Genomic DNA, 24,709 nt, shown 5'->3' with positions numbered 1-24,709 from the left:
CCGGATCCGAAGTATGAAGAAAACGATGAAGAATAAAAAATACGCCAAGCGGGATCTCGAAAGGGATCCCGTTTAGCGTATCTAATATTCAGTCTCGCGTATACCCGTCGATTGTTTGACACTTACCGCTGACCCAATAGAAAGTCCGCGCAAAACGGGGAAAGCCGCCAGTTCAGCCGAAGCCATTGTCAAAGTTTACGAACAGGAAATGCAAAAGGAGAAAACGTCCGCACAGGTGCGGAACGCCTTCTCCTTTTTTCATTTAGAACGGAAATTTTGCGGCTGAGAAACACGAAAAAACGTGCCTGCATACGGGACGAATGTACAGAAAAAGTATCGTCAATTCGCAAAATCATGTGCAAAACGGGAAATAAATAGCGTCACGATCTCTTCCAGTCAACAGGCGTTTTAAAAGAGTTTGTGAAAAAAAACGAATTTGATTTAAAAAAATAAACGCTTAAGATGGAAACTAGGAAGAAAGCGCTTACTGCAGGATCTGCGGCGCTTTCCCGCTAGAAAGGATTTTGGAAATTATGAAATACAGAAGATGGATGCAGGGAAGCCTGGCCATGGTTCTTTCCTGTTCCAGTCTGCTTTCCGCGATGCCGATTGCGGCTGCCGATACCGATACCGGTACATCGGATACGCGGGAGTGGACAGACAATCCAGGCGTCTTCCAGGTAAACCGGGAAAAGGCGCGCGCCACATTCTGGCGCTACGATTCAGCGGGCCAGGCGCTGGCGCAAAACCCCGCTGCATCCAGCTATCATAAGCTGCTCAATGGAGACGACTGGAAATTTCACTGGGCCATCAATCCAGCCGGCCGGGCACAGGTGACGATTAACGGCTTTAATTCCGTCGACCTGGACGATTCTTCGTGGGATGACATCAGCGTTCCGCGCAGCTGGCAGACGTATGTGAAGGAGGACGGATCCTGGAAATACGATCCGGTCATCTACTCCAACCAGAACTATCCCTGGATCAGCATCGAAGGCCGCAAGGAGAAGGCGGGAACGGCGCCGGAACAGTACAATCCGGTCGGCACCTACCGCAAGCACTTTACGATTGATCCTTCCTGGAAAGACAAGGAAGTGTTCGCCAATTTCCAGGGTGTCGAATCCGCCATGTACCTCTGGGTAAACGGCACGTACATCGGCTATTCCGAAGACACGTTCTCCGCCAAGGGCTTTGACATTACCAAAGCGCTGAATTTTGAAGAGGGCGCGGACAACGTGATGACCGTTGAAGTGTACCGCTGGTGCGACGGCAGCTACATCGAAAACCAGGACATGCTTCGCCTGTCCGGCATTTTCCGCGACGTTTCCCTCGACGCCAAGGACAAAGTCGAAATCCGCGACTTCACCGCGCTGTCCAATACGTTTGTCAACGACAGCAAGGACGGAAAGCTCAGCATTGAAGCCGATCTGCGCCGCTTTGATACGACCGATCGCAATCTGAAGCTGAACGCCGTTTTATACGACGACAGGCAGAACAAAGTCGGCGAAGTCTCGACAGATGCCCTGCTGGATACCGAGGAAAAGACGGTTTCCATGGAAACGACGATCCCCAATGTCAAAAAGTGGAATGCCGAACATCCCAATCTGTATACGCTCGTTCTCTCGCTGAGTGAGGGCGAAACGACGCACGATCTGACCGTCATCAAAGTCGGCTTCCGCTCCGTGGAAGTGACCGATCGCGGTTCGACCGATGCCAGACTGCGCGTCAACGGCGAAGAAATTTATTTGTATGGCGTCAACCGCCACGAAAACAATCCGGCTACCGGCCGCTATCTGACTCGAGAAGAGATGGAAAAGGAAATCCTTCTCATGAAGTCGCTCAACATTAACGCGGTCCGCGCTTCCCATTATCCCAACGATCCCGTGTTCTACGATTTGTGCGACGAGTACGGTCTGTACGTCATGGACGAAGCCAACGTGGAAAGCCACAACGGCCGCAGCCAGTACGGCGTGCCGGGCGATTTGCCAGGCTACATTGAAGCGGCAGAAGACCGCGCCATCAGCATGGTCGAACGCGATAAAAACCACGCGTCCGTCATCATGTGGTCGCCAGGAAACGAAACCGGTGCCGGTCAGTCGCTCCAGAAAGAACTTGAATATTTCCATGACGCCGATCCTTCCCGCGTCATTCACTATCAGGGCTGGAACGCCAACGAGCTGGTTCAGGTCGAATCCAATATGTACCCCGAAATCAGCAAAATGCGCAGCAGCGACCGTCCGTACATCATGTGCGAATACCTGCACACGATGGGCAACTCGGGCGGCGGCATGATCGACTACTGGGAAAAGATCCGCTCCGTCGGCAACCTGCAGGGCGGCTTTATCTGGGACTGGGTCGACCAGAGCTTCAACACGCCGCTCATTCAGGACGGCAAGTGGGACGGCAAAACCACGTACTGGGGCTATGACGGCGACTGGAATACCGGCGATTACACCGCCTGGCGTTCGGGCAACTCCGACTTCTGCGTCAACGGCATCATCTCCCCTGACCGCACGCTTCAGCCGGAAGCCCAGGAAGTCAAACGCATTTATCAGGGCTTCCAGATGTCTCTCGATGAACAGGATGCGCACGTGATTCACCTGAGCAACGAGCTGATCGATACGAATACCGACGAGTATTCCTGCTCGTGGCAGCTGCTCAAAAACGGCAAAACCATCGAAAACGGAATCGTTGATAACGTCTCGATCGCGCCCAAAGCCGACGGCACCTTCCAGGTGAACTGGACGCAGCCGGACAGCCTGGACGATAAGGATGAGCTGCTGCTCAACATTTCCTTTACGTACAAGGAAGATACCGTCTGGGCGAAAGCCGGCGACGTGTACGCGGCTGCCCAGTTTGATGTCAGCCCGACCGGTCTGGCGGCAGGAAACCATGCCTTTGATCAGAGCGCGGACAACGCCTTTACGGACGCCGATCTTGAACAGAGCGAGACGGCGCTGACCGTTTCCAAAGGAAACTGGTCGGTCGGCTTTGATCTCGAACAGGGCGCACTGAACTCCTTTAAAGTGGACGGCAAGGAACTGATCGCCGCGCCGCTTGAACCCAACTACTGGCGTGCCTATACCGACAACGACAAAAAAGAAGGCGTCGACGGCGCCTGGAAAAACGCAAACAAAAACGCGCAGATTCACACGAGCGTCTCCAAAGGCGACAAGACGATTTATGTCACCGTCGAACGCATCCTGCCCGAAGCGAAAAACTCCAAGGATTCGATTACGTATTCCATTACCTCGAGCGGTGACGTCTTCGTGCAGAGCAGCCTTGCGCCGTCTGGCCAGATGGGCGAACTGCTGCGCGTCGGCAACCGTCTCGAACTCGATTCGTCGCTGGAAAACATGACGTGGTATGGCAACGGCAAGGAAGACTCCTACGCTGACCGCAAAACCGGATACGATGCCGGCATCTGGACGGATACGGTAGACAATCAGTTCGTCAGCTTCGTCTATCCGCAGGAAACCGGCAACAAGACCGACGTGCGCTGGATGGCGTTAACTGACAGTTCCGGCAAAGGTCTGCTCGTCGATGCGGACGAACATCTGCTTTCGATGTCCGCGCTGCACTACACGCAGGAAGATCTCGATCAGGCGGCGCATCCGTACGAACTGACGAAAAAGGATTCGACTGTACTGACGATCGACTACGCCCAGATGGGTCTCGGTACCGCCAGCTGCGGTCCGGCCACCTTAAGCAAATACCGTCTCGGAACGGATCATCCGTATACGTACAGCTATCATCTGCGTCCGGTATCTTCGAGCGATGACATCGAAGCCATTACCGGCGTTGACATCCCTGACGACACCGAACTCGTTACGGGCGTTACCATCGGCGATAAAACCGTCACCAACTGGAATTCCGCGATTTCTGCCTATACGTTTGAGCTGAATGCGGATCAGAGTGAAGTGCCGGAAGTCACGGTCGATCACGGCGAGGACGTCACCGTCGAAGTCGTGAAACCGGAAAGCGTTCCGGGAACGCTCCAGATTCACGCGAAGAAAACCAATGGCTACGAAAAGACGTACACGATCGAACTCAGCTGCTCGAGCGAGTACTACCTTTCGGACATCGGCTACGACGCCAGCCGTTCCTCTTCCGGCTACAACGGCATTCATGTCGATAAAAACAACAGCGGCAATCCGATCCGCCTGAAAGTCGACGGCGCCGAACAGCGCTTTGAAAAAGGCTTTGGCGTCAACTCGGATTCCTGGCTCTACTTTGACGTGTCGAATCTCGACATCGACCGTCTGCAGGGCTACGCGGGCATTGACCTCGAAAAGAACCGGACCCAGGACGGCTGCTACGCGGCCATTCTCGTGGACGGCGTCGAAGTCGCCCGAAGCAATCTGCTCAACCATAATCAGGACGCTTACTACTTCGATGTCGATGTGCATGGGGCAAAAGAAATCACCCTGTATGTCGACAAGAATGTCAAAAACGGACACGACATGCTTTCGTGGGGCGATATGAAGCTGACACGCCCGTCTTCCGACAAGCCGCAGACGGAATCCATCCGCCTCAAAGCCGGCGTCAGCGCCAAGCTCGATGGTACGAACAAGATTCTGTACAGCATTGCCCCGAAAACGACGTTCGCCCAGATTCGCGAAATGATCGATGTGGCCGAAGGCTGCACGCTCGAAATGGCGGAAGCCATGGGCGGCGAACAGAGCGAAGACGCTTCGGCCGGTACCGGCTACTGGCTGCGCCTGTTCAAGGACGGCAATAAGCTCGATGAACTGAAAATCGCCGTCAACGGCGATATCGACGGCTCCGCCGATTCGGCCGTAACCGAAGCCGATGTCACGCGCTTTGATTCGCTTCGCAAAGAAGAAAACCCGGACATTCTGTACGTCCGGGCTGCGGATTTAAACTTCAACAACCAGCTCGATGACGAAGACCTGGCCCTCTTAAAAGAACTGGGCGGTCTCAAGGATCCGGAAATTCCGGTCTCCTCCATCACGATGACCGGCATTCCCGAAACGCCGGCTGTCGGCGAAGCCTTTACGCTGGGCACCACGGTGGAACCGGAAAACGCAACAAATAAAGATGTCACATTCAGCACGGATCATCCGGAAATTCTTCACATCGGTACGGACGGCAAAGCCGTCTTCCTCAGGGAAGGCAGCGCGACGATTACCGCGACTGCCGCGGATGAATCGGGCGTTACAGCCGAAATGACGCTGAAAACCGCCAATGCGGATACGAAATACGATATCTGGTATTTAACGGGTGAAGGCGTCGAAGGCGCCATGGAAAAGGGCGAAGACTTCGATGTTCTGAACTTTGATGCCAACGCCAGCGAAAGCAGCTGGGGCGGCATTCACATTAACAAGGCCGATTCCGGCACCGCTGCATCGAGTGTAAATCTTTCTCTGCGTCTGGCCGGCAAGCCAGCTGTCTTTGACAAAGGTCTGTCTGCCAACGCGAATGCGAAAATTGTCTACGATCTGACTCAGCTGCCCAAAACGGACAAACCGCTGATCTTCCGTGCCTGGGTTGGCATCGACTATTTGAAGGACGGAAAGACCGGCCGCGATGGCGCGAAGTTTACGTTCTACAAAGACTCCATTTCCGATGAAAACGTACTGTACGATGCCAGCACGATCGTACAGGGCAAAGAAGGCAAATACGTTTCCTTTGATGTCACCGGTGTGAACACGCTGATTTTGTATGCGGACAAGGTCGGCAGCCAGAACGATGACTGCGTCGACTGGTGCGATGCAAAAATCGTCCGCGAACACGTTGACGTACCGGTACTCGATACGAAAGCGCTCAGCGAAGCGATGACGCAAATCGAAACGCTCGCAAAAGACGAAGACGCGAAGCTTTCTTCGGCATGGACGGCGTACTTGAACGAAGCTAGAGCTGCGGCGCAAAGCGCTCTCGATTCCGGCGCCTTCAAAACGCAGGAAGACGCGGATGCCAAGGCTGCTGAACTGAACGCCCTTCTCGATACAGCCAATATCGCATCCAAGGCGTTCCAGGTTCTCGATGCGAACAAAGCGATCGATCTGAGCTTGTATACCGATGAAACCGCGCAGGCATACACTGCCGCAAAACAGGCGCTTGAAGCCGAACTGGCCGCTCCGGCCACTGCGAAAAAAGCGCAGATTGCCAGCAAGCAAAACGCGTATGAAGATTCCAGAAAGGCTCTGGTCGCCAAACCAGTCCTCAATCTCGATGCACTCAACGCGCAGGTCAAGGCGCTTGGCGATTTCCTGAACGATTCGGATACGCAGCTCAGCGTTGCCTGGACATCGTATTTTGGAATGATTCATTCTCAGTTCATGGATCTGAGTGAAGACGATTTTGAAAGTCAGGAAGATGTCGATCAGGCTGCGGAAGGCCTTGTCAATCTGCTCGATCTCGTCAAAACCGCCAACGCAGCCTTCACGGCGCTCAACGCGAATAAGGATCTGGATCTGAGCCGCTATACCGAAGCCAGCGCCCAAGCGTATCGTGATGCCAGAACGGCCCTTGAGGCGGAACTGGAAAAACCGGAAGAAGCCAGCCAGACCGTCATCTCCGCGAAAAAAGACGTCTACGAAGCGGCTTATGCGGCGCTGAAAGAACGTCCATTAGTGAATACCACGCTTCTCGAACTTGTCATTCGCGCCGTCGAAGCCGCGGATTCCGACGCGTTTGTTTCGAGCGGATGGGATCGTCTTCAGACCGCTCTTGCTCCCGCAAAAGCGGCCATGACAGCGCAGTCGCAAAGTGAAATCGACGCGGCCGCAAAAGCGCTGAACAAAGCCTGGATGGACGTCCGCCGCAAACCGGACGCTTCGGCTTTGAAAAACCTGAAATAAAATTCTTTCTTGGCCCGGTTGAAACGCGTTTTGCGTAATACCAGAAACGAGAAAGTGCCGCTCTCTCAAGGCGGCAGCCCTCTGATTTCCGGCAGAATGTTCTGCCCAGAAGCCAGAGGGCTTTTTCTATGGGGCGAAGAGAACGTACGGCGAGAAAAAGACCAGAACTTTTACAGCCGGCATGAGCCGACTGCAGGTTCTGGTCTTGCATGAGAACTGGTGAGAAGGAAATCGTTTATCGCTTGGAAAAAAGCGGAAGAAAGAACCGTAAAGGGCAGGGAGCGCTTTAGAGAAGCTTGAGGACGGGCGAGAATTTCTCCAGCACGTACCAGGCGAGGGCAAGCAGGAAGACGGAATCGAATTTGGTTTTGAGAATGTCGTATTCCGCGGGCAAATGGCCGTTGTTTCGCTTGAGTCCGCCATAAAAGAACGCCATCAGATTCATCGCGCCCATGCGATCCGTCTGTAAAGTGGAGCCAAGAACAGCCGCCTGCGGATGCAGGGAGAAACTTTCCAGACGCCTCAGCATTTCCTTTGTGAAATCGCGCAAATGGTACTGACGGTAAAAATCCATACCGGCGACTGCAGCCAGACATTCGAGCAGAAGCCCAAACTGGTAGTGCTTCATATACTCGTTTTCCAGTGGCTGCAGCCTGCAGCCCATCAGCGTTTCGAGGCCTTCGATTAACATGCCGTTTTCGAGCTGAATGTGGCTTCGGTTGAGAATGTCGACGGCCATACGGGAGAGAGAAGAGAAGATCAGCGCGTCGTCCGGATAAAAGGTGTAGACGTAGCCAGGCGCCAGATTCATCGTCTTCAGGGCTTCGAGCCGTCCCTGCATAATCTGATTGCGCAGAGTAGCCGTTCCAAAATTGAGAAAGCCGGCCAGCGGGACAATCGGGCGGATCAGCAGTTCCGTCTCGTCTTTTTCGTACACAAGATTGTCTCCAGGCTGAGCCAGCGAGACGAGCGTCATCTTTTTCGCGCCCAGTTCTTTGGCCACACGGCCTAACGACCAGTTGAGAAAACCGCCGTCGCCATAGTAGTCCCCATCAATATTCACGAGCGAATACGCCGGGAAATAGGCAGCCGAAGCCAGAACGGCCTGCTCCGTTTTTTCGGGGGAAGTGAGTTCGTTTTTTGTAAAGATGCGCGCCTGGTTCTTGCTGACGTTGGATGCCAGACACGCGAAGTTCAGACTGGATTTTTCAAAGGCGTCAAAGTCAAAGAGCGAGTGAAACACCTTGGAGAGGGTTTGTGTCGTCGGTCCGTTGTTCTGAAACGCCTTGACATAGGCATCAAAGCCTTTGTCGGCTTCGTCGGCTGCCTTGTGGCAGTCCGGAAAGGAAAACAGACCGTCGGCCAGACCGCTTGAAGGAAAGGAAGCAATCATCGACGAAAGATCGACTGGCTTATTCATCGCATACAGCGCGCCGACAATGGCGCCGATCGAAATGCCGGTGACCAGATCATACGTTTTTTTCTGTTCCATCAGCGTCGTCAAAACGCCGATTGTATAACTGCCCCGGCTGCCTCCGCCGCCAAGGACTAATGCATGGGTATTGGAATTGTTCATACTCTCTATTTTAGGCGTCCGGATCAAGGAGCAGGTCCGGGAAGACCGTATCGATGTCCGGGTAAATCTGGCTGGGAAAACCGCGCACTGGAATCGATTTGGTCAGAGCGGTCAGGCTTTTGTTTGCGAGGCAGGAGGAGAGCTGGAAGTGCGATGAGCATTCTGTGCACCCGGCGCTGTATCCTTAAGCAGCGTCTGCAGTGCGAGAAGCATTTTCTGCGCGCAGTTTGAAATGCGCGCGAGGGAAGCGGGAAGCAGTTCTTTTCCCGAAAGCCAGGTGGCGATATAGGCAAAGGAATACTCGGAACAGTCGATGCCGCAGGCCATGCACACCACAAAGCTTACCGATTCGCTTTCCGTCTCCCGCAGTTCGGGCGACTGAAGCAGACGGTCGATGAGCGCCTGTTCTCTGGCATCCATTCGGCTGTGATCGCAGACGCCAAAATTGTGCAGAAGCGCGTGGGCGCATTCGTGGGTGAGCGTTTTAAACGCGTGGCGGGAGTTCAGCGTTTCGTTAATGCGAATGCGCTGCTCGTCATAGCGGCAGGTGCCGTTGACACCATGTTCGAGCGCGCAGCGTTCGATTTGAAAGCCGGTCAGCTTTTCGAGCAGCGGTATGGCCGGTTCGAACAAGTCGCATTCGCCTTCGAGCGTTTTAACCTGAGGCGGCGGGGGCAGCGGCTTGCCTTCGGTCTGGGAAATGTCGAAGACGGAAATGGAGCGAAAGCCGGTGCGGGTTTCGATTTTCTCCTTTGCGGCGTCTTTTGTTTTGACTTTATAGGAATACGGGGCGAGAATGCGCAGACCTTTCTCCCCTTTTTTGACGTGCCGGCCAAATACGCCCTCCCACGTCTGAAAACCGGCCACCAGACTGGCCTGCGGACACTGTTTGTAGAGCAGCAAGGTATTGCGCATGGAATAGGACGGAAAGCGGGACATCGTTTTCAAATACTGGCGGTATTCATCGCCTTCGAGCAGCTGGGCAACGCCTTCATCGAGCAGGGCGAGCAGTTCTTCAATCGTTTTGTTTTTCATACATCCTCCAGAACCGATATACGAAAAAACGAACGATCCCGGGCAGATGTCAAACCAGACAACGCTCCGATCCGGCCTGGTTTTGAAGGTCTGTACAAAACAAGTCTTTTGTTTGTGCAAACCAGACGATAAACTGACAACGGTTGTGTCCAGATTGCACCGTTGACAGGATATGGACAAAAGAAAACCAGACCGGGACTGTATAAAGCGGGCCGTCTGGTTTGGAACCGATTCACGAAAGAGAAAAAGGGGAAAACAATGAATCGATCCAGTACAAAAAAACAAATGCACACCGCGCTTGCGCTGCTTTGCGCCTGTACGATCAGCTCGAGCATCCTGATGCTGCAGGCGAAAGAAGACCCGGCAATCCAGACCGAAACGTCCAGGCCGATGCCCGCCATGCCGAAGCGGCCAGTGGAAAAGAAAACCACGGATTCAGAAGAAAGCACAGACAATGGTTTTGCTTCCAATACACAGGAAAGCGGAAAGTCAGAAGAAAAAGCGTCCGAAGAAGTGCCTCAACAAAAGGGTGAACAAGCGGATGAAAATACCGACACCGAAGGCTTGGATGAAGCTTCTCCAGCCGATGTTCAGACGAACTGGACGTGGCTGACCTCCCAGAAGGATGGCTGCGTTCTGTATCGTCTGTATAACCCGAACAGCGGGGAACATTTTTATACCAGTTCGGCCAAAGAGCGCGAAGTGCTGATTTCCTCCGGCTGGAAAGACGAAGATACCGCCTGGAGTACGCCTGTGGAAGATGGCGAACCGGTGTACCGGCTGTACAATCCCAACGCCTCCGATCATCACTACACGAAAAGCGAAAACGAGAGAAACGGTCTGGTTCAGGCGGGCTGGAAAGATGAGGGAATCGCCTTTTATTCGGAAAGCGAATACGGCCGTACGGTGTATCGTCTGTACAATCCCAACGCCCGATCCGGATCGCATCACTATACGCTCTCACTCAAGGAGCACAATGCGCTGATTCAGGCCGGCTGGAAAGCGGAAGGAACTGCCTTTTTCGCGATCAGCGATTACGATTTCGCGCGAAACGATAACGGGGAAATCCACGGCTTTGATTCAGATCAGAACGAACTCAAAGGGCGTGTCGGCCTTTACGACGACTGGTACGAATTCGATGAAACCGGCGTTCTTCAAACCGGATGGATCGAAGAAAACGGACAGCCCGATAGGTATTCCATGCCCGACGGCCGTCAGCTTCTCGGCTTTGCGCAAGTTGAGAACGATCGCTATTTCTTCGATCTCGAAACCGGTTCGATGCACCGAAATACTCTGGAACAGGATGAAAACGGCAGCGAGTTCTGGTTTGACGAAAACGGTCGGGCCGTTTCGGGACGCGTCTTTGTTTATCCGAAAGTTGGTCAGGCCAGTGCTGAGGGCATTGTCTGGAACACGTTTGGCTGGGATGAAAATCCGGTACGGCACACTCTTCTGCGCCGCAAGCAGGAACTCGAAACGTATCGCGAAAATCCGGAGGTTCTCGTACAGTGGAATGAAACCTGCAGCAATACGCTGATTCAGGACGCGATTGCCGAATACGAAATTGTCCAGAGCGCGCTGAAAAAACAGGAGCACGTATCCGTTTCTTCGGTTTACAATCCGAACAGCGGCGAACACTTTTACACCGCCGATCCCAAGGAAATCGCAGGCCTGGTCAAGCAGGGCTGGAAAGATGAGGGCGTGCGCTTTTTGCAGCCGGTCTCTTCGAATACACCCGTGTATCGTCTGTATCAGAGCGCGAATGGCGAGCATCACTATACGTGCAGTCCAAACGAGCGGCAGGCGCTCCTTTCGATGGGCTGGAAAGATGAAAACATCGCCTTTTATTCCGCTGAAATCAATCAGCAGCCCGTGCTGCGGCTCTACAATCCCAACGCGAAAACCGGCTCGCATCATTTCACGCTCGATCGAAGGGAAAAAGAGCGGCTGGTGGAATTTGGCTGGGAAGAAGAAAACGGCAGCTGGAACGCGCTCAATCTGTATTCGTTTGTGAAGGATCCAGACGATCCGTCTTTCATTACCGCCTTTGATCCCGACGATCAGCCACTGTATGGCTTTACTTCGATTTTTGGGGATCGCTATTGCTTTGACGAAAGCCAGGGAGGACGCATGCTTACCGGCGAACAGACGTTAACCTTGAACGATCAGGTCCATGAATTTCAGTTTGGATCGGATGGAAAAATGGTGACTGGCGAAGTGCAGAAAAGCGGCGGAATCGCTTTTTATGATCTCAGTGACGGCCACCGTGTGAAAAATTCCTTTGTGCAGTACGGAAATCCGAAAAAGGTTTGCTGGTACGACGAAAACGGCTGGCGCGTTTCCGGACGCAGAAACATCAAGGGCCATATGTGCCGCTTTGATGACGCGACGGGTGCACTGATGCCCGACTTTGAAGATCTCCAGCGCCAAATCGAGCAGACGATTGCGAACAGTTCCGCACGAAACGCTGAAATTTCCTTTGCGGTTCGCGTGCCCGGACGAGATGAAAAAATTGTGGTGAATTCTCATTCCCAGCAGTCGGCAAGCGTCATGAAGATGTTTGTGATGGGCGCCATTTTTGAAAACTACGAACGATACGCCGCGTTTGCGACGCCGATGCGCCTCGAACAGCAGCTTTCGGTCATGATTTCCGTTTCCAGCAACGATGCCTGGGTGTATCTGGTGAGCGTCCTGGGCGGCGGCAGTTATTCGGCCGGCATTCAGGTGCTCAACGCCTGGAACCGGGCGCACGGCTACAGTGACACGTACATGTCAGGCCGTCCGTACGGCAACTTCACTTCTGCAAAAGATGCCTCGCAGATGTTGTGCGACATTCAGGAAGGCCGTCTGAAAAACTCCAGACGCATGAAAACCCTGCTGCAGACGCAGGCCGTCCCCGGTCGTCTGCTCAACGGCATTCCCTCCGAAGCGAGAACCGCCAACAAGCCCGGCTGGCTCGATTTCTGCCAGAACGATACGGTGCTTGTTGACGCCCCCTTTGGCACATACGTGATTACAATGCTCTGCGACGATCTGCCAAGTGCCGCTTCCGGTCAGAATCTGATGGGACAGGTTTCTCCGCTGGTGTATGGCTGGATGAAGGCGAACATGAATCTCGGCCAGTCCATTCCCGACTGGGCCTGAAGAGCATCCAGCCGGTTCGGAAAACCCGATCTGCATACAGAACGGTATCGAGGAACAGGAAATGCACAGACGTGCACGGAATGCATAGAGTTCCTATATATGTTCGTTGTATACAAAATATGATTGGTTAGATGGATAAACAAAGCAAGCGGTACAAAAAAACATCCGCATCCATGTTTATGGTCAGCGTGCATACTAAAGAAAAAAGCCCGATGGAGATCCATCGGGTTTTGCTTCGGCAAAATATTGCCGAAAAGAGAAGAAATCAATCCGACACCGATAAGAAAAGGGGGATATATCTTGTCAAAACGATTTCTTCTGTCGATCGCTCTGTGCTCAGCGCTTGGCCTGAGTGCCATGCCGGCGCTGCTTGTCTGGGCTGACGAAGCGATGCATGAAAGCACGCAGGCTACCGCATCGGATCCGCAGACCATGCCGGAAAGCACACCGGAAACGGCGTCCGATCCAGAATCTGTCCTGGACAGCGAGCAGGAAATGATGCCGGATACAGCGACCGATCCGGAAACAATTCCGGAAAGTACGCCGGCCACCACGCTCGATCCGGAAACGATCCCGGAAAGTGCGCCGAAAGCGCCAGCGGACAGCACACCGGAAGCGCAGGCGCAGGACATCAACCTGTATGCGCTCGATTCCACGCAGGCAGGCTTCGTGCAGATTCCGCAAAATCTCGCCACGTCCTTCCAGCTGCCCGCAGGCACCTACTCGTTTGTGTCTCCTAATTCCTGGAACCCGAACGTGGAAATCAGTTCGACCGGTCTGGTCAAGCCGAAAGGAACCGTCTGGTACTGGTCCGGTATTTTCTGGACGAGCGGGCCCATTACCGGGGCGACAAAAACGCGTACCCAGTATGAAACCGGAAGGACGACTGTTCGCGTTACGCAAAACGACGGCAGTACGCAGGACTTTACGTTTAACGTCCTGAACTACGCCGATGACGTCTATGCGCCGCAGCGTCTGGAAGAGCTGATAAAGGAATATATTCCAGCCGGGGCAACGCCGTATCAGGTGCTGGAAGGCGCCTGCAAACTCGCCGCCAGCTTCGACTACAGCGGCAAGGCGTCCGACTGGAAGAGCATGATTCTGGTCGGCAGCGGCGACTGCTGGGCCAGTTCGTATAGGATTCAGAAAGTCTTTGAAGATTATGGAATCGAAGCGCGCGTGCGCAATGCCAACCGGGATCCCGGCGCCTTAAGCGGATACCGCAACGGCATCGCCTAAATCGAGGACCGTTATTTTGTTGCGGATGCCGGTAATGACGGAAAAGCGCCGCGCCATTATTCCATTCTTCCCAGCGACGGCTATTTCTATTCGTTCGACCGCAGTACCCAGACGAATACGCTGTATCAGTACGACGCGTTTGATACCGATGTGAAGATTCCAACCGAACGAAACGGCCACCCCGTAACCGCTCTGGGCGAGAGGGTCTTTGATAAGAGAATAAACACCGTGCATATTCCGGCGTCGATCCAGACGATCACGTCCATTCATACGACCGACCAGGGCGTCCGCTCGGGTACGTTCTCCTATGCAGAAGGCCTTCAGAACATTTACGTGGATCCCGCCAATGCAAACTATACGGACATCGACGGCGTTCTCTATTCAAAAGACGGAAAAACGCTCGTTCAGTTTCCAGCAGGCCGCAGCGGTTCCTGCACAATTCCCGCAGGCGTAACCGCAATTGGCCCAGGCGCCTTTTACTCGACGCATCTGACCAGTCTGGAACTGCCTGCCTCAATGGCATCGACTTTGGCGACCATGCCAGTGTCAAATACCGCAGCACGGCGACAAAAGGCAATCTGGCCGACGCGCAGATCGATTCCATCCCCGCGCAGACGTATACCGGTCAGCCCCTGACGCTGCAGCTAGTCGTTCGCCTTGATGGCCAGGAACTGACGCTCAATGTGGATTACACGCTGAGCTATTCCAATAACATCGAAGCGGGAACCGCGACCGTTACCGTAACCGGCATCGGCTATTACGAAGGTTCGAAAAATGCGACCTTTACCATCCGCACAAACGGCACAAGCCGGCCGGCGACCAAACGGATCATGTACCGTCTGTACAATCCAAACTCCGGCGAGCATTTCTATACCGCCGGTACGCGCGAACAGAACTATCTGCTCAGTGTGGGCTGGAAAGATGAAGGCATCGGCTGGATTGCGCCGCTTTCTTCTCAGCATCCGGTTTACCGTCTCTACAACGCGAATGCGGGCGACCATCACTGCACGATGGACGCCAGAGAGCGCGACCAGCTCATTAAGTTTGGCTGGAAAGACGAGGGCATCGGCTGATATTCCGATGACAGCCAGAGCGTACCGCTCTATCGTCTGTATAACCCGAACGCAAAAGGCACCGGATCGCATCACTACACGACCGACGAGCACGAACGCAATTACCTGGCCGCTAACGGCTGGAACGCCGAAGGCATCGGCTGGTACGGCGTTCACTAGTTCAGTCCAAGCCAATCCGAAACACTCGAAAATTCAATGCAGAAACGGCGGATTCGCCCGGGAAACTTCCAAAGATCCCGGTGCGGATCCGTTTTTTTGTGTGCTGACTTGCCGGCAGGCGATCGTCCATCCCAAAATCGAAAAAGCAGAACCTCGACAAACCAAAGCACGGCAAACCAGAGAACCGGCAGGGCAGAGCGTCAATTCGGCAGAGAGCCGGCAAGACAATGCTCCGGTTCGATCGAGAGCGGACCATACAAAAAAGCCTGCCGCCACAGGGCGACAGGCCGACTTTCAACCGGGATGAAAAAGATATCGATCGAAAGAAAGAAGATTCAAAGGAGAAACGGATTAGTCCATTTCGAGCGCGCCGGTGTACAGCTGGTAGTACACGCCTTTTTTGGCGAGCAGGCTTTCGTGGTTTCCGCGTTCGATGATGCGTCCCTGATCGAGAACCATGATCGCGTCGGAGTTCATGATCGTGGACAGACGGTGCGCGATAACGAAAACCGTACGGCCTTTCATCAGCTCGTCCATGCCGTTCTGAACAAGACGTTCGGTACGGGTATCGATCGAGCTGGTCGCTTCATCGAGAATCAGAACCGGCGGGTTGGCGACGGCAGCACGGGCAATGGCGAGCAGCTGGCGCTGACCCTGGGAAAGGGAATCGCCGTTGGCGTGAATGTACGTCTGGTAGCCGTTTTCGAGATGGTTGATGAACGAATCGGCGTTGGCGAGTTTGGCGGCGGCAATGCATTCTTCATCGCTCGCGTCAAGCTTGCCAAAGCGGATGTTGTCCATAATCGTTCCAGAGAACAGCTGCGTATCCTGCAGAACGATGCCAAGGGAGCGGCGCAGGTCCGGCTTTTCGATCAGTTCGATGTTGATGCCGTCGTACGTGATCGTTCCCTGGTTGATGTCGTAGAACCGGTTGATCAGGTTGGTGATCGTCGTCTTGCCGGCGCCCGTCGCGCCGACAAAGGCGATTTTCTGACCGGCATGCGCGTAGAGCGAAATGTCGTGCAGAACGGTTTTTTCCGGGGTGTAGCCGAAGGTGACATCGTCGAAGATGACGTCGCCCTTCATTTCCACGAGCTGGTAGCCGCCGTTTTTACGCGGGTGCTTCCAGCACCAGTGGCCGGTATATTCCTTGCATTCCTGCCACTTGCCGTCGACTTTTTTCGCACGGACGAGGGTAACGACACCGTGGTCGGTTTCGGAAGGCTCATCCATCAGTTCGAAAATACGGGATGCGCCGGCCTGTGCCATAACCACAGAGTTGATCTGCTGGGAAATCTGGGTAATCGGGTTGTTGAAGGAACGGTTCAGCGTCAGCATCGCCGAAATGGTACCGAGCGTCATGCCGAACATGCCGTTGATGGCGAAGTAGGATCCGGCCAGTGCACAGGCAACATAGGAGATGTAGCTGATGTTGGCGCAGATCGGCATCAGAATGTTGGCGAAGGTGTTCGCGTTGGTCGATGCCTGACAGAGATCGTCGTTGATCTTGTCGAAGTCGTTTACGACCTGCTTTTCGTGGGAGAACACTTTGACAACGCGGGCGCCCTCGATCATTTCCTCGATATAGCCGTTGGCTTTACCAAGCTGCACCTGCTGCTCGCGGAAGTAGCGGCCCGAAGAGCGGGTGATGATACGGGCAACGAGCATCATGCCGACCGAGAAGAGAACCGTCAGCAGAGCGAGTACCCAGGAAAGGCGGATCATGGAAATAAGAACCATGAGAATCGTCATGCCCGAGGAGAACACCTGCGGCAGCGACTGAGAAATGAGCTGACGCAGCGTATCGGTATCGTTGGTGTATACCGACATGATGTCGCCGTGCGCGTGGGTGTCAAAATAGCGAAGCGGCAGCGACTGCATGTGCCTGAACAGATCTTCACGCACATTATTCAGGGTGCCAAGGCTGACTTTGACCATCATGCGGTTCCATGTGTAGGTGGCAGCGACGCCAAGCAGATAAATCATGGCCAGCTGACTCAGCGCCATCGTCAGCGGGGTGAAGTCCTTCGATCCGCTCTGGACCATCGGGAGAATGTAGTCGTCAATGAGCGGCTGCTGGAACGTGCTGCCGTATACGTTGACTAAGGAAGAGCAGAGAATAAGCACAGCGATGATGATCAGCTGCCATTTGTAGCTTTTCCAGATCATCGCCATGATGCGTTTGAGTCCGTTGAGATTTTTTGGACGTCCGTGCGCTGCGTTACTTTGCGGTCTCATCGGTGCCGGCATCGTCTGCGCCTCCTTTCTGCTGGGCCTGCCAGGTCGTGCGGTAAATTTCGCTCGACTTCAGCAGTTCTTCATGCGTACCGGAATCCACAAGGTGGCCTCGATCGAGAACCAGAATGCGGTCCGCATCCTGAATGGAGGATACGCGCTGGGAAATAATAATTTTTGTGGTATTTGGAATTTTGGTGCGGAAGGCTTCACGGATGAGCGCGTCGGTTTTCGTATCGACCGCGGACGTGGAGTCGTCCAGAATGAGGATTTTTGGCTTTTTGAGCAGAGCACGGGCAATCGTCAGACGCTGACGCTGACCGCCGGATACGTTGGTACCGCCCTGTTCAATGTACGTGTCGTAGCCGTGCGGCATACGGGAGATGAAGTCATCGGCCTGGGCAAGCTTGCATGCTTCGACGATTTCTTCATCGGTCGCGTTTTCATCGCCCCAGCGCATGTTTTCCTTGATCGTGCCGGAAAACAGTACGTTTTTCTGCAGGACCATGGAAACCGAGTCACGCAGCGTTTTCAGATCGTATTCACGAACGTCCCTGCCGCCGACTTTAACGGAACCTTTCGTAACGTCATACAGACGCGGAATCAGGCTGACGAGCGACGACTTGGACGAACCGGTCGCACCGAGAATGCCGACGGTCTGGCCGGACGGAATATTGAAGTTAATGTCGCGCAGCACGTAGTGGCCGTCGACCTGTTCGGCATAGTTGAAGTAAACGTGATCGAATTCGACCGAACCGTCCTTAACTTCTTTAATGCCGTCCCTGGGGGATTCGAGGTAGGAAACCTGGTTGATGACTTCCACAATACGCTTGGCCGAAGCCGTCGACATCGTAACCATGACGAGGATCATCGAGAACATCATCAGGGACATGAGCAGGTTCATGATGTACGTAAACAGAGACATCAGCGTACCGTCCATCATGGTCCCGTTGACGATCTGGTGCGCGCCGACGAAGCTGACGATCAGCACGCAGGCATACATGGCCAGCTGTACGAACGGCTGGTTGAGAATCATCATCAGTTCGGCCGTACGGTTGACGGAGTAGATGTCCTGGCTGCGCTTGTTGAAACGCTGAATTTCGTAGTCTTCGCGAACGAATGACTTGACTGGACGGATGCCCGTGATGTTTTCCTGAATTTCTTCGTTCAGGTTGTCGTACATCTTGAACATCTTGTTGAAGACCGGACCGGCGCGCTTGATCAGAATGCTGACCGCGATGGCGAGCAGGACAATGACCAGAAGCATGTACCAGCCGATTTCCGCGGAGAGATAGAACACCATGAACAGCGCCATGAAAAAGTTGAGCGGCGCACGGACCGCGATGCGGATGATCATCTGGAAGGCCATCTGTACGTTAGAAACGTCGGTGGTCAGACGGGTAATCAGGCCGCCGGTAGAATACTCGTCAATATTGGAAAACGAGAAGTTCTGAATGTTGCGGAATTCCGCGTCGCGCAGGTTTTTGGCAAAACCGGCGGAAGCGACGGCTGCGTATTTGCCGGAAAGGCCGCCTGTGATCAGCGCGCCCACGGCACACAGCAGCATGAGCAGGCCATAGTTCCAGACCACGGCCATATCGCCGGTGTTTACGCCTTCGTTGACCATCTTGGACATCAGAAACGGAATCAGAATGTCGAGGACAACTTCGATCGCAACCAGAATCGGCGTCAGAATGGTTTCGCGCTTATACTGCTTAATTTGTTTGCATAAAGTTGAAATCAAATTGGATTTCCTCCTTTCCTGTCAGGTTGTAAAAAATCTGCGTGAGTACACGCTTGACGGTATCCAGATCTTCTGGATCGATCCCCGCAAACATTTCGGAGCGCTTCTTGTTGAGCGCACCGGATATGCGGCCGACCAGATCGCGCGCCTCATCCGTAATCGTGATGTAGCGGATGCGCCGGTCGGAACGCGACGTGTGGCGCTCGATCAGGTTCTTGCTTTCAAGACGGTTGAGCATCGAAGAAATCGTCGGGTTGGAAATCTGGAAAAAGGATTCCAGATCCCGCTGGTTTACCTGAACGTCCTCCTCCTGCCGGCAGCTTAAAAACAGCAGCGTATCAAACTGCGCCTTGGTCAGACCGTACGATTTGAGCGTGGCGTTAAACTCCTTCTTCAGCTGGTTGCTCAGGATCTTGAGCAGAAACTGGACCTGCTGGGTATTTTCCTCCATCCTGTAATCCTCCTTTCCTTCCTTTCCAGAATAAACTGTACCTGTATATTCGCTGTATGCTGGATCGATTCTTCCCTGAATTTTTCCAGGAGAAACCGGAAGAAATCCAGAGATATTTCGGCTCGTTCCAGAGGAATGGGCTTCGAATCCGGCACGGCGTATAGAAATATAGTCGCCTAACAGATAGCAGGCTATAAGATAGGCGGCTAAATATTATTTCATGACAGGGGCGCTGTCAACATTTCTGACGAGGGATTTTCGACTTTCTTTTTCGCGTTATGACCACCCGAAAACGGGAGGAAAAACCGCGTAAATCCTGCGGGGGAAAGGGGTCGGATTTTCCCGGAAAAGCCAGGAAAAATCAGCGGAAAATCGAGCCAGTAAAAAATGAAAAACAGGAATACACGATAACAAAATTTAACCGGAATAGACAGAAATTACTCCTGATGAAACGCACGGATCGAGGTCGAAACCGACACCTCCAGGCAGACCAGGGAGAGTTCGAAGAAGGGAGCAAAAAAACTGGTCCGCTATGATGAGCGCAGTCATGAACGCGAGCCGCTTTCCCACAGTCTCTCCATCACGGCTGGCGATTTGACGTTTTTTCCTCAGGGGCGTAGCTCACGAACATGAGGAAAGCCCAGGGATTCGCAGCCTGAGTCCTCTGCCTCTTCCTGTTGAAGAAAATCGTCGTGCGGCAGCTTTTTCTTTTCGGATATCTGGCTGCTTCTGACGAAGGAAAAACAGGAGGCCGAAACAGAATCCAGCACCCAAAAAACCACGGGAAAGCCAGATAAAAGAAAAGGTCCTGTCCTGCCTGTGATTTTCGCCAGCGAAGAGGAATACCAGACGTGACCTCATGCTTCGTTCCGGCTTTCAGTTCGGATCATGGAGGCTTCGTAAAGAGCCAGGAGATACAACAGACCCAAAAGACCCAGAAGATAAAGCCATATCTTTAAAAGCTCAATCTTTAGAAGTTCAAAAGATTCAGAAGGAAACGAGAGACCAGACATAAATCAGCGGACAGCGGTAAGCTCGACGAACGCAAGCCGGAAAAAACGGCTGGCTGTAACAAAGCAGTCTTCTAACCCAGCATCGGTTAATTGAAGATCCTGTATTCAAAAAGCCCATATGAAAATCAATATATAAAAAAATAGGAAAGAAATCAGAACGCAGAGAATGTCTGCTGCGGCCGCAAACCAGTTCGCTTCCCTCTGGTCTGATGAATTCATCATTGCTCCTGTTTGTGCAGGAGCGGGTAAAATAATGTCATGAGAAAAAACGATGAATTTGATCTGGTCTGCACCGATTTAAGCGACCAGGGATTTGGGATAGGCCATCATGAAGGCATGACCGTCTTTGTTTCCGGACTGCTTCCCGAAGAAAAGGCGCGCGTGCACATCGTGCTGGTCAAGAAAGATTATGCGATTGGAAAAATCGTACGGCTCGAACAGGAGAGCGCGGATCGCGTAACTCCCGCCTGCGATGCAGCAGCCCGATGCGGAGGCTGTTCGCTGATGCATTTGCGCTATCCCGCGCAGCTTGAGTGGAAAGCGAAAGGACTGCGTACCCTGTTTGGGCGGGTGGATCCCTCCATACAGGTTCTCGATCCCATCGGAATGGACGAACCGTATTACTACCGCAATAAAGCGCAGTTTCCGATTGCTGTAAAAGACGGAAAGATTATCGCCGGCTTTTACCGCCCCAAAAGCAATACGATTGTCCCCATTGAGAAATGCAAAATTGAAAACCGCGAAATCAACGCGATTTTTGGCTGGCTGATCGAACATCTCGACCTCGAACAGGCCAGAGAACTGCGCCACCTGTTTATCCGCTTTTCCCCGGAAACGCATCAGGGACAGGTCGTTCTGATCGGACGGAAAAATGTCCGCCTCAAAGAGCTCGCCCAAAAGCTGCATGAAGCCTTCCCAGCCCTTGTCAGCATTGTCTTCAACCAGAATACGCGCGATGATAACGTGATTTTAGGCGATGACTACACCGTTCTCTATGGATCGGATTCCATGGAAGAAGGCTGCATGAGCCTGAAAATCCGCCTGCATTTCAAGAGCTTCTTCCAGGTCAATCCGCAGATGACCCGCGTGCTCTACGCCAAAGCGCTTGAATTCGCAAATCTGAAAAAGACAGACCGTGTCATTGAGCTGTATTCTGGAACCGGAACAATCGGTCTGCTTGCGGCAAGAGAAGCCAAAGACGTCACTGGAGTGGAAATTGTCCCGGAAGCTGTGGAAAACGCACGGGCAAACCAGCAGCTCAACGGCATCGAAAACGCCCGCTTTGTCTGTGAAGACGCCAGCGTATTCGCTAGACAGAACGGAAACAGCGCCGATGTTGTCTTTGTCGATCCGCCTCGCAAGGGAATGAGCGAACAGGGAATTGAGGACATTGTCCGTCTTTCCCCGCGCACCATCGTCTATATTTCCTGCAACCCGCGAACGCTCGCTCGCGATCTCAAGCTTTTTCAAAAAGGCGGATACCGTGCTGATGTTATTCAGCCCGTCGACATGTTCAGCCACACCGCCGGCATGGAATGCGTCTCCAGACTCCAGAAAGAACCAAACGCCTGAGCGTCGATCCAGAACCACAGGCTTCATAGGACGATCCGTCATGTCGGACTTATTTGATCGTAGGTCTGCAGGTAAACCGCTCTCTTAAGAAGAAAAAACGATCCGTAACCAGAGTCCTGAAGCCGAAATCCTTCAGGCCTTTATTCGTGGATCCTTAAAGAAAGTACCTGGATTGTCTTCCGTAACTAAACAGCTGTTCATTCCAGAAAGAATGTCGACAAAAGCCCTGTTTTTCTTCAAAAAACGAAAAAGTACAAAAATGGGCGAATTTCATACACTTTTAGTGTCAGTTGCAGAATTTTAAACAAGAAATATTTTCGATTGAAAAACTCATAATGAATTATCAAATAGGAAATAAAAAAATACACAAGCAGGCCGTAATTTTAGGTTTGAAAGCTGTTACATTCAGGTCTGGTCATTTAACTTTACTCGGGTGAAGCTTTCAAAGCTGGACGGAACCGACACGTCCAGAGAAAGCCCGGTATGAATTTCATGCATCGATTTGATCTTGCAAAAAAACGGGTATACATAAATAAAACAAACGGGTATACATAAATAAAACAGTAGAAAATTAAAACGGCGATAAAAAAATAGTCAGAAAACAATTAAAAACGGCGGAAAATGGCCGAGAGGAAAAAAACGCGACATATTTAAAATGACATATCGATGAAAACACGATACTCAAAAGGGAAAACGACACCGCAGGAAATTCAAAGTCAGATCGGCATCGCCAAGGATGGAAAAAAGGGACTGGAGCAGCGAAAACTCCAGTCCATTTTTTCTGAAACGTAATTATTTAAGTTTATTTAATTTAAGGAATTTGTCAAGCGATCATAAAAAAATAAACATAGTTAGAAAACACTAAATACATTTAAAAACAATTAATCATGGGATAGCAGTCGATACCGAAAAGTGCCGGACGTTTGTAAAAAGGAGCTTGTCTAGGCCATAAGTAACCGATAGTATGGTAACCGAACATTCGTTGAAGCCAAATTGCATGCCGCAAGATGTGAAATGATGGGATACCTTCTCATACGATCCATCCCAAGGCATGGGATAAGGCTTATACGAGTGGTCGCATGACGGGCGAAAGGCAACACGCATTTAAACAGTTCAGAAAAAAATCTTGTTAAAAATGTCCCTTTTCATAGAGTGACTCTCATAGAGGGAAAGTGATTCTCCTGCGGGAATTGTTCTGGAGGGGGCGGTTGTCGCAAAGAAAAAGAAAAGGAAACCCTATTGCAAATTCAGCAGACGTGCTGGGTCGGCATAGACGCTTCCTGCCGCCGTGCGTTTCTGTTTTTTCAGTGAATATGACGATATCCGCCAGACGAATGGAAAAGCAGAAAGCATACCCTGGATCGCCGTTTTCAAAGCCGTCGATCCGGATTCAAGAATGTGGCCCTTCTTTTGCCGCTTTGAAGTAGATGAAGTATGGAGGGCGATTGTGACACGAAAGAAAACTCTACGAAAACTCAGCGCGGCGCTGCTCAGTGCTGCAATGTGTTTCGGATTTCTGATCCCGGTGTTTGCCGAAGGAGAAGGAGACAATCCTTCTTTTGCGCAGACGGAGAACATGCCCGTCTCAAATACAGAGCCGTCTGCCGGCAATACCGAAATCTCCGAACCGCAGTCCGATGCATCGGCCGCGCAAGGAAATCCGGATCCTACGTCGGATCAAAGTACAGAATCTCCAGATGCTGCAGCGGATAATTCTGTACAGGACGCAGAAGAATCCTCGGATTCTTCGAGCTCTTCAGATGAATCGACTTCCGTTACCGATTCGAAACCGTCTGACTCCTACAGTGAGGCAGATGGGGAAATCGGCAAGGAAGAAATCGATTCCGCTGAAGATGCAAACGAAAAAGACGGGTCGTCTGAAGAGGAGACGCCCGCAAAGACTGTTCAGTTTGAAAAGACCGCCGATCTTATTCATGTAACAGCAAAAACGACTTCCGATATTCTTCCCGAAGATGCGGAGATGCGCGTAAAGCTCTACTCCGATCAGGATGAAGGATTCCGGGCAGCCGAAAATGCGCTGAACAGCAGCCAGGTGAACTATGACGGTTTGCTTGTCGTTGATGTCTCGTTCTGGAAAGACGAAAAGGAAATCGAACCCGAAGATGGAACCGTTGACGTCCAGATGTCCTTTAACAAGACGCTGGTCGATGACGAAAAAACGGAGAATTCCCTGCAGGTCCATCACATCTCTGAAAAAGACGGAACCAAAGTCGAACAGGTTGCCTGTGAAAGCAAGCAGACCATTCAGGATGCGAACGAAACTTATAAAGCAGAATTCAAAGTGGACAGTTTTTCTTCCTTCACGATTACCTGGACTCGAGATGAAAAGGCTACCGCCAAAATTACTTTGTCTGCGGTAGATGAAGAGGGGCAACAACTTCAAGCTTCACAAGTACCTGTAACCGTCGAAAGGGTTTCAGATTCTGTAATCATTCGCTTGGAAGCGTATGCTCGGACACATGCTCCAGATGGTTATGAGTATGTTCAAGCGAAGAAGACTGTAAGTGTCAAACAATCGACGGGTATACGCGAGACTGAATATTAGATACGCTAAACGGGATCCCTTTCGAGATCCCGCTTGGCGTATTTTTTATTCTTCATCGTTTTCTTCATACTTCGGATCCGG

The 24,709-nt window shown here is 52.4% G+C and carries 13 protein-coding genes and 1 pseudogene; 9 read left to right on the top strand and 5 right to left on the bottom strand.

Annotation, left to right across the window (positions count from 1 at the left end; genetic code table 11):
- Positions 1-533: 533 nt before the first annotated feature.
- Positions 534-6,821: a glycoside hydrolase family 2 TIM barrel-domain containing protein gene (locus Afil_RS07985; protein ID WP_230268039.1), complete on the top strand. Its 6,288-nt coding sequence runs from the start codon at positions 534-536 to the stop codon at positions 6,819-6,821.
- Positions 6,822-7,107: 286 nt separating this feature from the next.
- Here the strand turns inward: Afil_RS07985 and Afil_RS07980 are convergent, their stop codons facing one another.
- Positions 7,108-8,397 carry a patatin-like phospholipase family protein gene (locus Afil_RS07980; protein WP_230268038.1) on the bottom strand — a complete coding sequence of 430 codons (1,290 nt, stop codon included), beginning with the start codon at positions 8,395-8,397 and terminating at the stop codon, positions 7,108-7,110.
- A 111-nt stretch (positions 8,398-8,508) separates the two neighbouring features.
- On the bottom strand, positions 8,509-9,432 hold the full coding sequence (locus Afil_RS07975; protein ID WP_230268037.1) for an ArdC-like ssDNA-binding domain-containing protein: 924 nt from the start codon (positions 9,430-9,432) through the stop codon (positions 8,509-8,511).
- Between the two features lie 285 nt (positions 9,433-9,717).
- Here Afil_RS07975 and Afil_RS07970 point away from each other — a divergent pair, with 285 nt between their 5' ends.
- The 5 genes and pseudogenes from Afil_RS07970 to Afil_RS11375 all read left to right on the top strand — a co-directional run.
- Positions 9,718-12,576 carry a serine hydrolase gene (locus tag Afil_RS07970; protein WP_230268036.1) on the top strand — a complete coding sequence of 953 codons (2,859 nt, stop codon included), beginning with the start codon at positions 9,718-9,720 and terminating at the stop codon, positions 12,574-12,576.
- A 300-nt stretch (positions 12,577-12,876) separates the two neighbouring features.
- A complete protein-coding gene (locus Afil_RS07965) occupies positions 12,877-13,815 on the top strand; it encodes a hypothetical protein (RefSeq protein WP_230268035.1) in 939 nt (312 codons plus the stop codon).
- A gap of 150 nt (positions 13,816-13,965) precedes the next feature.
- Positions 13,966-14,451, top strand: a complete 486-nt coding sequence (locus Afil_RS07960; RefSeq protein ID WP_230268034.1) for a leucine-rich repeat domain-containing protein — start codon at positions 13,966-13,968, stop codon at positions 14,449-14,451.
- 47 nt (positions 14,452-14,498) lie between these two features.
- A complete protein-coding gene (locus Afil_RS11380; RefSeq protein ID WP_230268033.1) occupies positions 14,499-14,888 on the top strand; it encodes a hypothetical protein in 390 nt (129 codons plus the stop codon).
- A gap of 18 nt (positions 14,889-14,906) precedes the next feature.
- A pseudogene (locus Afil_RS11375) lies at positions 14,907-15,047 on the top strand (hypothetical protein); the annotation flags it as partial.
- A 351-nt stretch (positions 15,048-15,398) separates the two neighbouring features.
- Here the strand turns inward: Afil_RS11375 and Afil_RS07950 are convergent.
- Genes Afil_RS07950 through Afil_RS07940 form a run of 3 tightly spaced genes read right to left on the bottom strand, consistent with a single transcriptional unit; the run spans position 15,399 to position 19,477 of the window.
- Positions 15,399-17,285, bottom strand: coding sequence for an ABC transporter ATP-binding protein (locus Afil_RS07950; RefSeq protein ID WP_439647325.1), 1,887 nt, complete (start codon positions 17,283-17,285; stop codon positions 15,399-15,401).
- On the bottom strand, positions 17,269-19,026 hold the full coding sequence (locus Afil_RS07945) for an ABC transporter ATP-binding protein (protein ID WP_230268032.1): 1,758 nt from the start codon (positions 19,024-19,026) through the stop codon (positions 17,269-17,271). The genes Afil_RS07950 and Afil_RS07945 overlap by 17 nt, the downstream gene beginning before the upstream one ends.
- Complete coding sequence (locus Afil_RS07940; RefSeq protein WP_230268031.1) at positions 18,998-19,477, bottom strand: MarR family winged helix-turn-helix transcriptional regulator; 480 nt, start codon at positions 19,475-19,477, stop codon at positions 18,998-19,000. The genes Afil_RS07945 and Afil_RS07940 overlap by 29 nt, the downstream gene beginning before the upstream one ends.
- Positions 19,478-20,748: 1,271 nt before the next feature.
- On the opposite strand from Afil_RS07940, the gene rlmD reads away from it, so the two are divergent.
- The 3 genes from rlmD to Afil_RS07930 all read left to right on the top strand — a co-directional run bounded on the left by rlmD (position 20,749) and on the right by Afil_RS07930 (position 24,628).
- Positions 20,749-22,062 carry a 23S rRNA (uracil(1939)-C(5))-methyltransferase RlmD gene (gene rlmD / locus Afil_RS07935; protein ID WP_230268030.1) on the top strand — a complete coding sequence of 438 codons (1,314 nt, stop codon included), beginning with the start codon at positions 20,749-20,751 and terminating at the stop codon, positions 22,060-22,062.
- 666 nt (positions 22,063-22,728) lie between these two features.
- Entirely contained in the window at positions 22,729-22,854 is a 126-nt protein-coding gene (locus tag Afil_RS11130; protein WP_255658316.1) for a hypothetical protein, read from the top strand.
- A 655-nt stretch (positions 22,855-23,509) separates the two neighbouring features.
- On the top strand, positions 23,510-24,628 hold the full coding sequence (locus tag Afil_RS07930) for a hypothetical protein (RefSeq protein WP_230268029.1): 1,119 nt from the start codon (positions 23,510-23,512) through the stop codon (positions 24,626-24,628).
- Positions 24,629-24,709: the final 81 nt, after the last annotated feature.

This window comes from Allobaculum fili (assembly GCF_020969955.1).
Taxonomy (GTDB): domain Bacteria; phylum Bacillota_I; class Bacilli_A; order Erysipelotrichales; family Erysipelotrichaceae; genus Allobaculum; species Allobaculum fili.
This window is presented reverse-complemented; position numbering and strand designations above follow the sequence as displayed.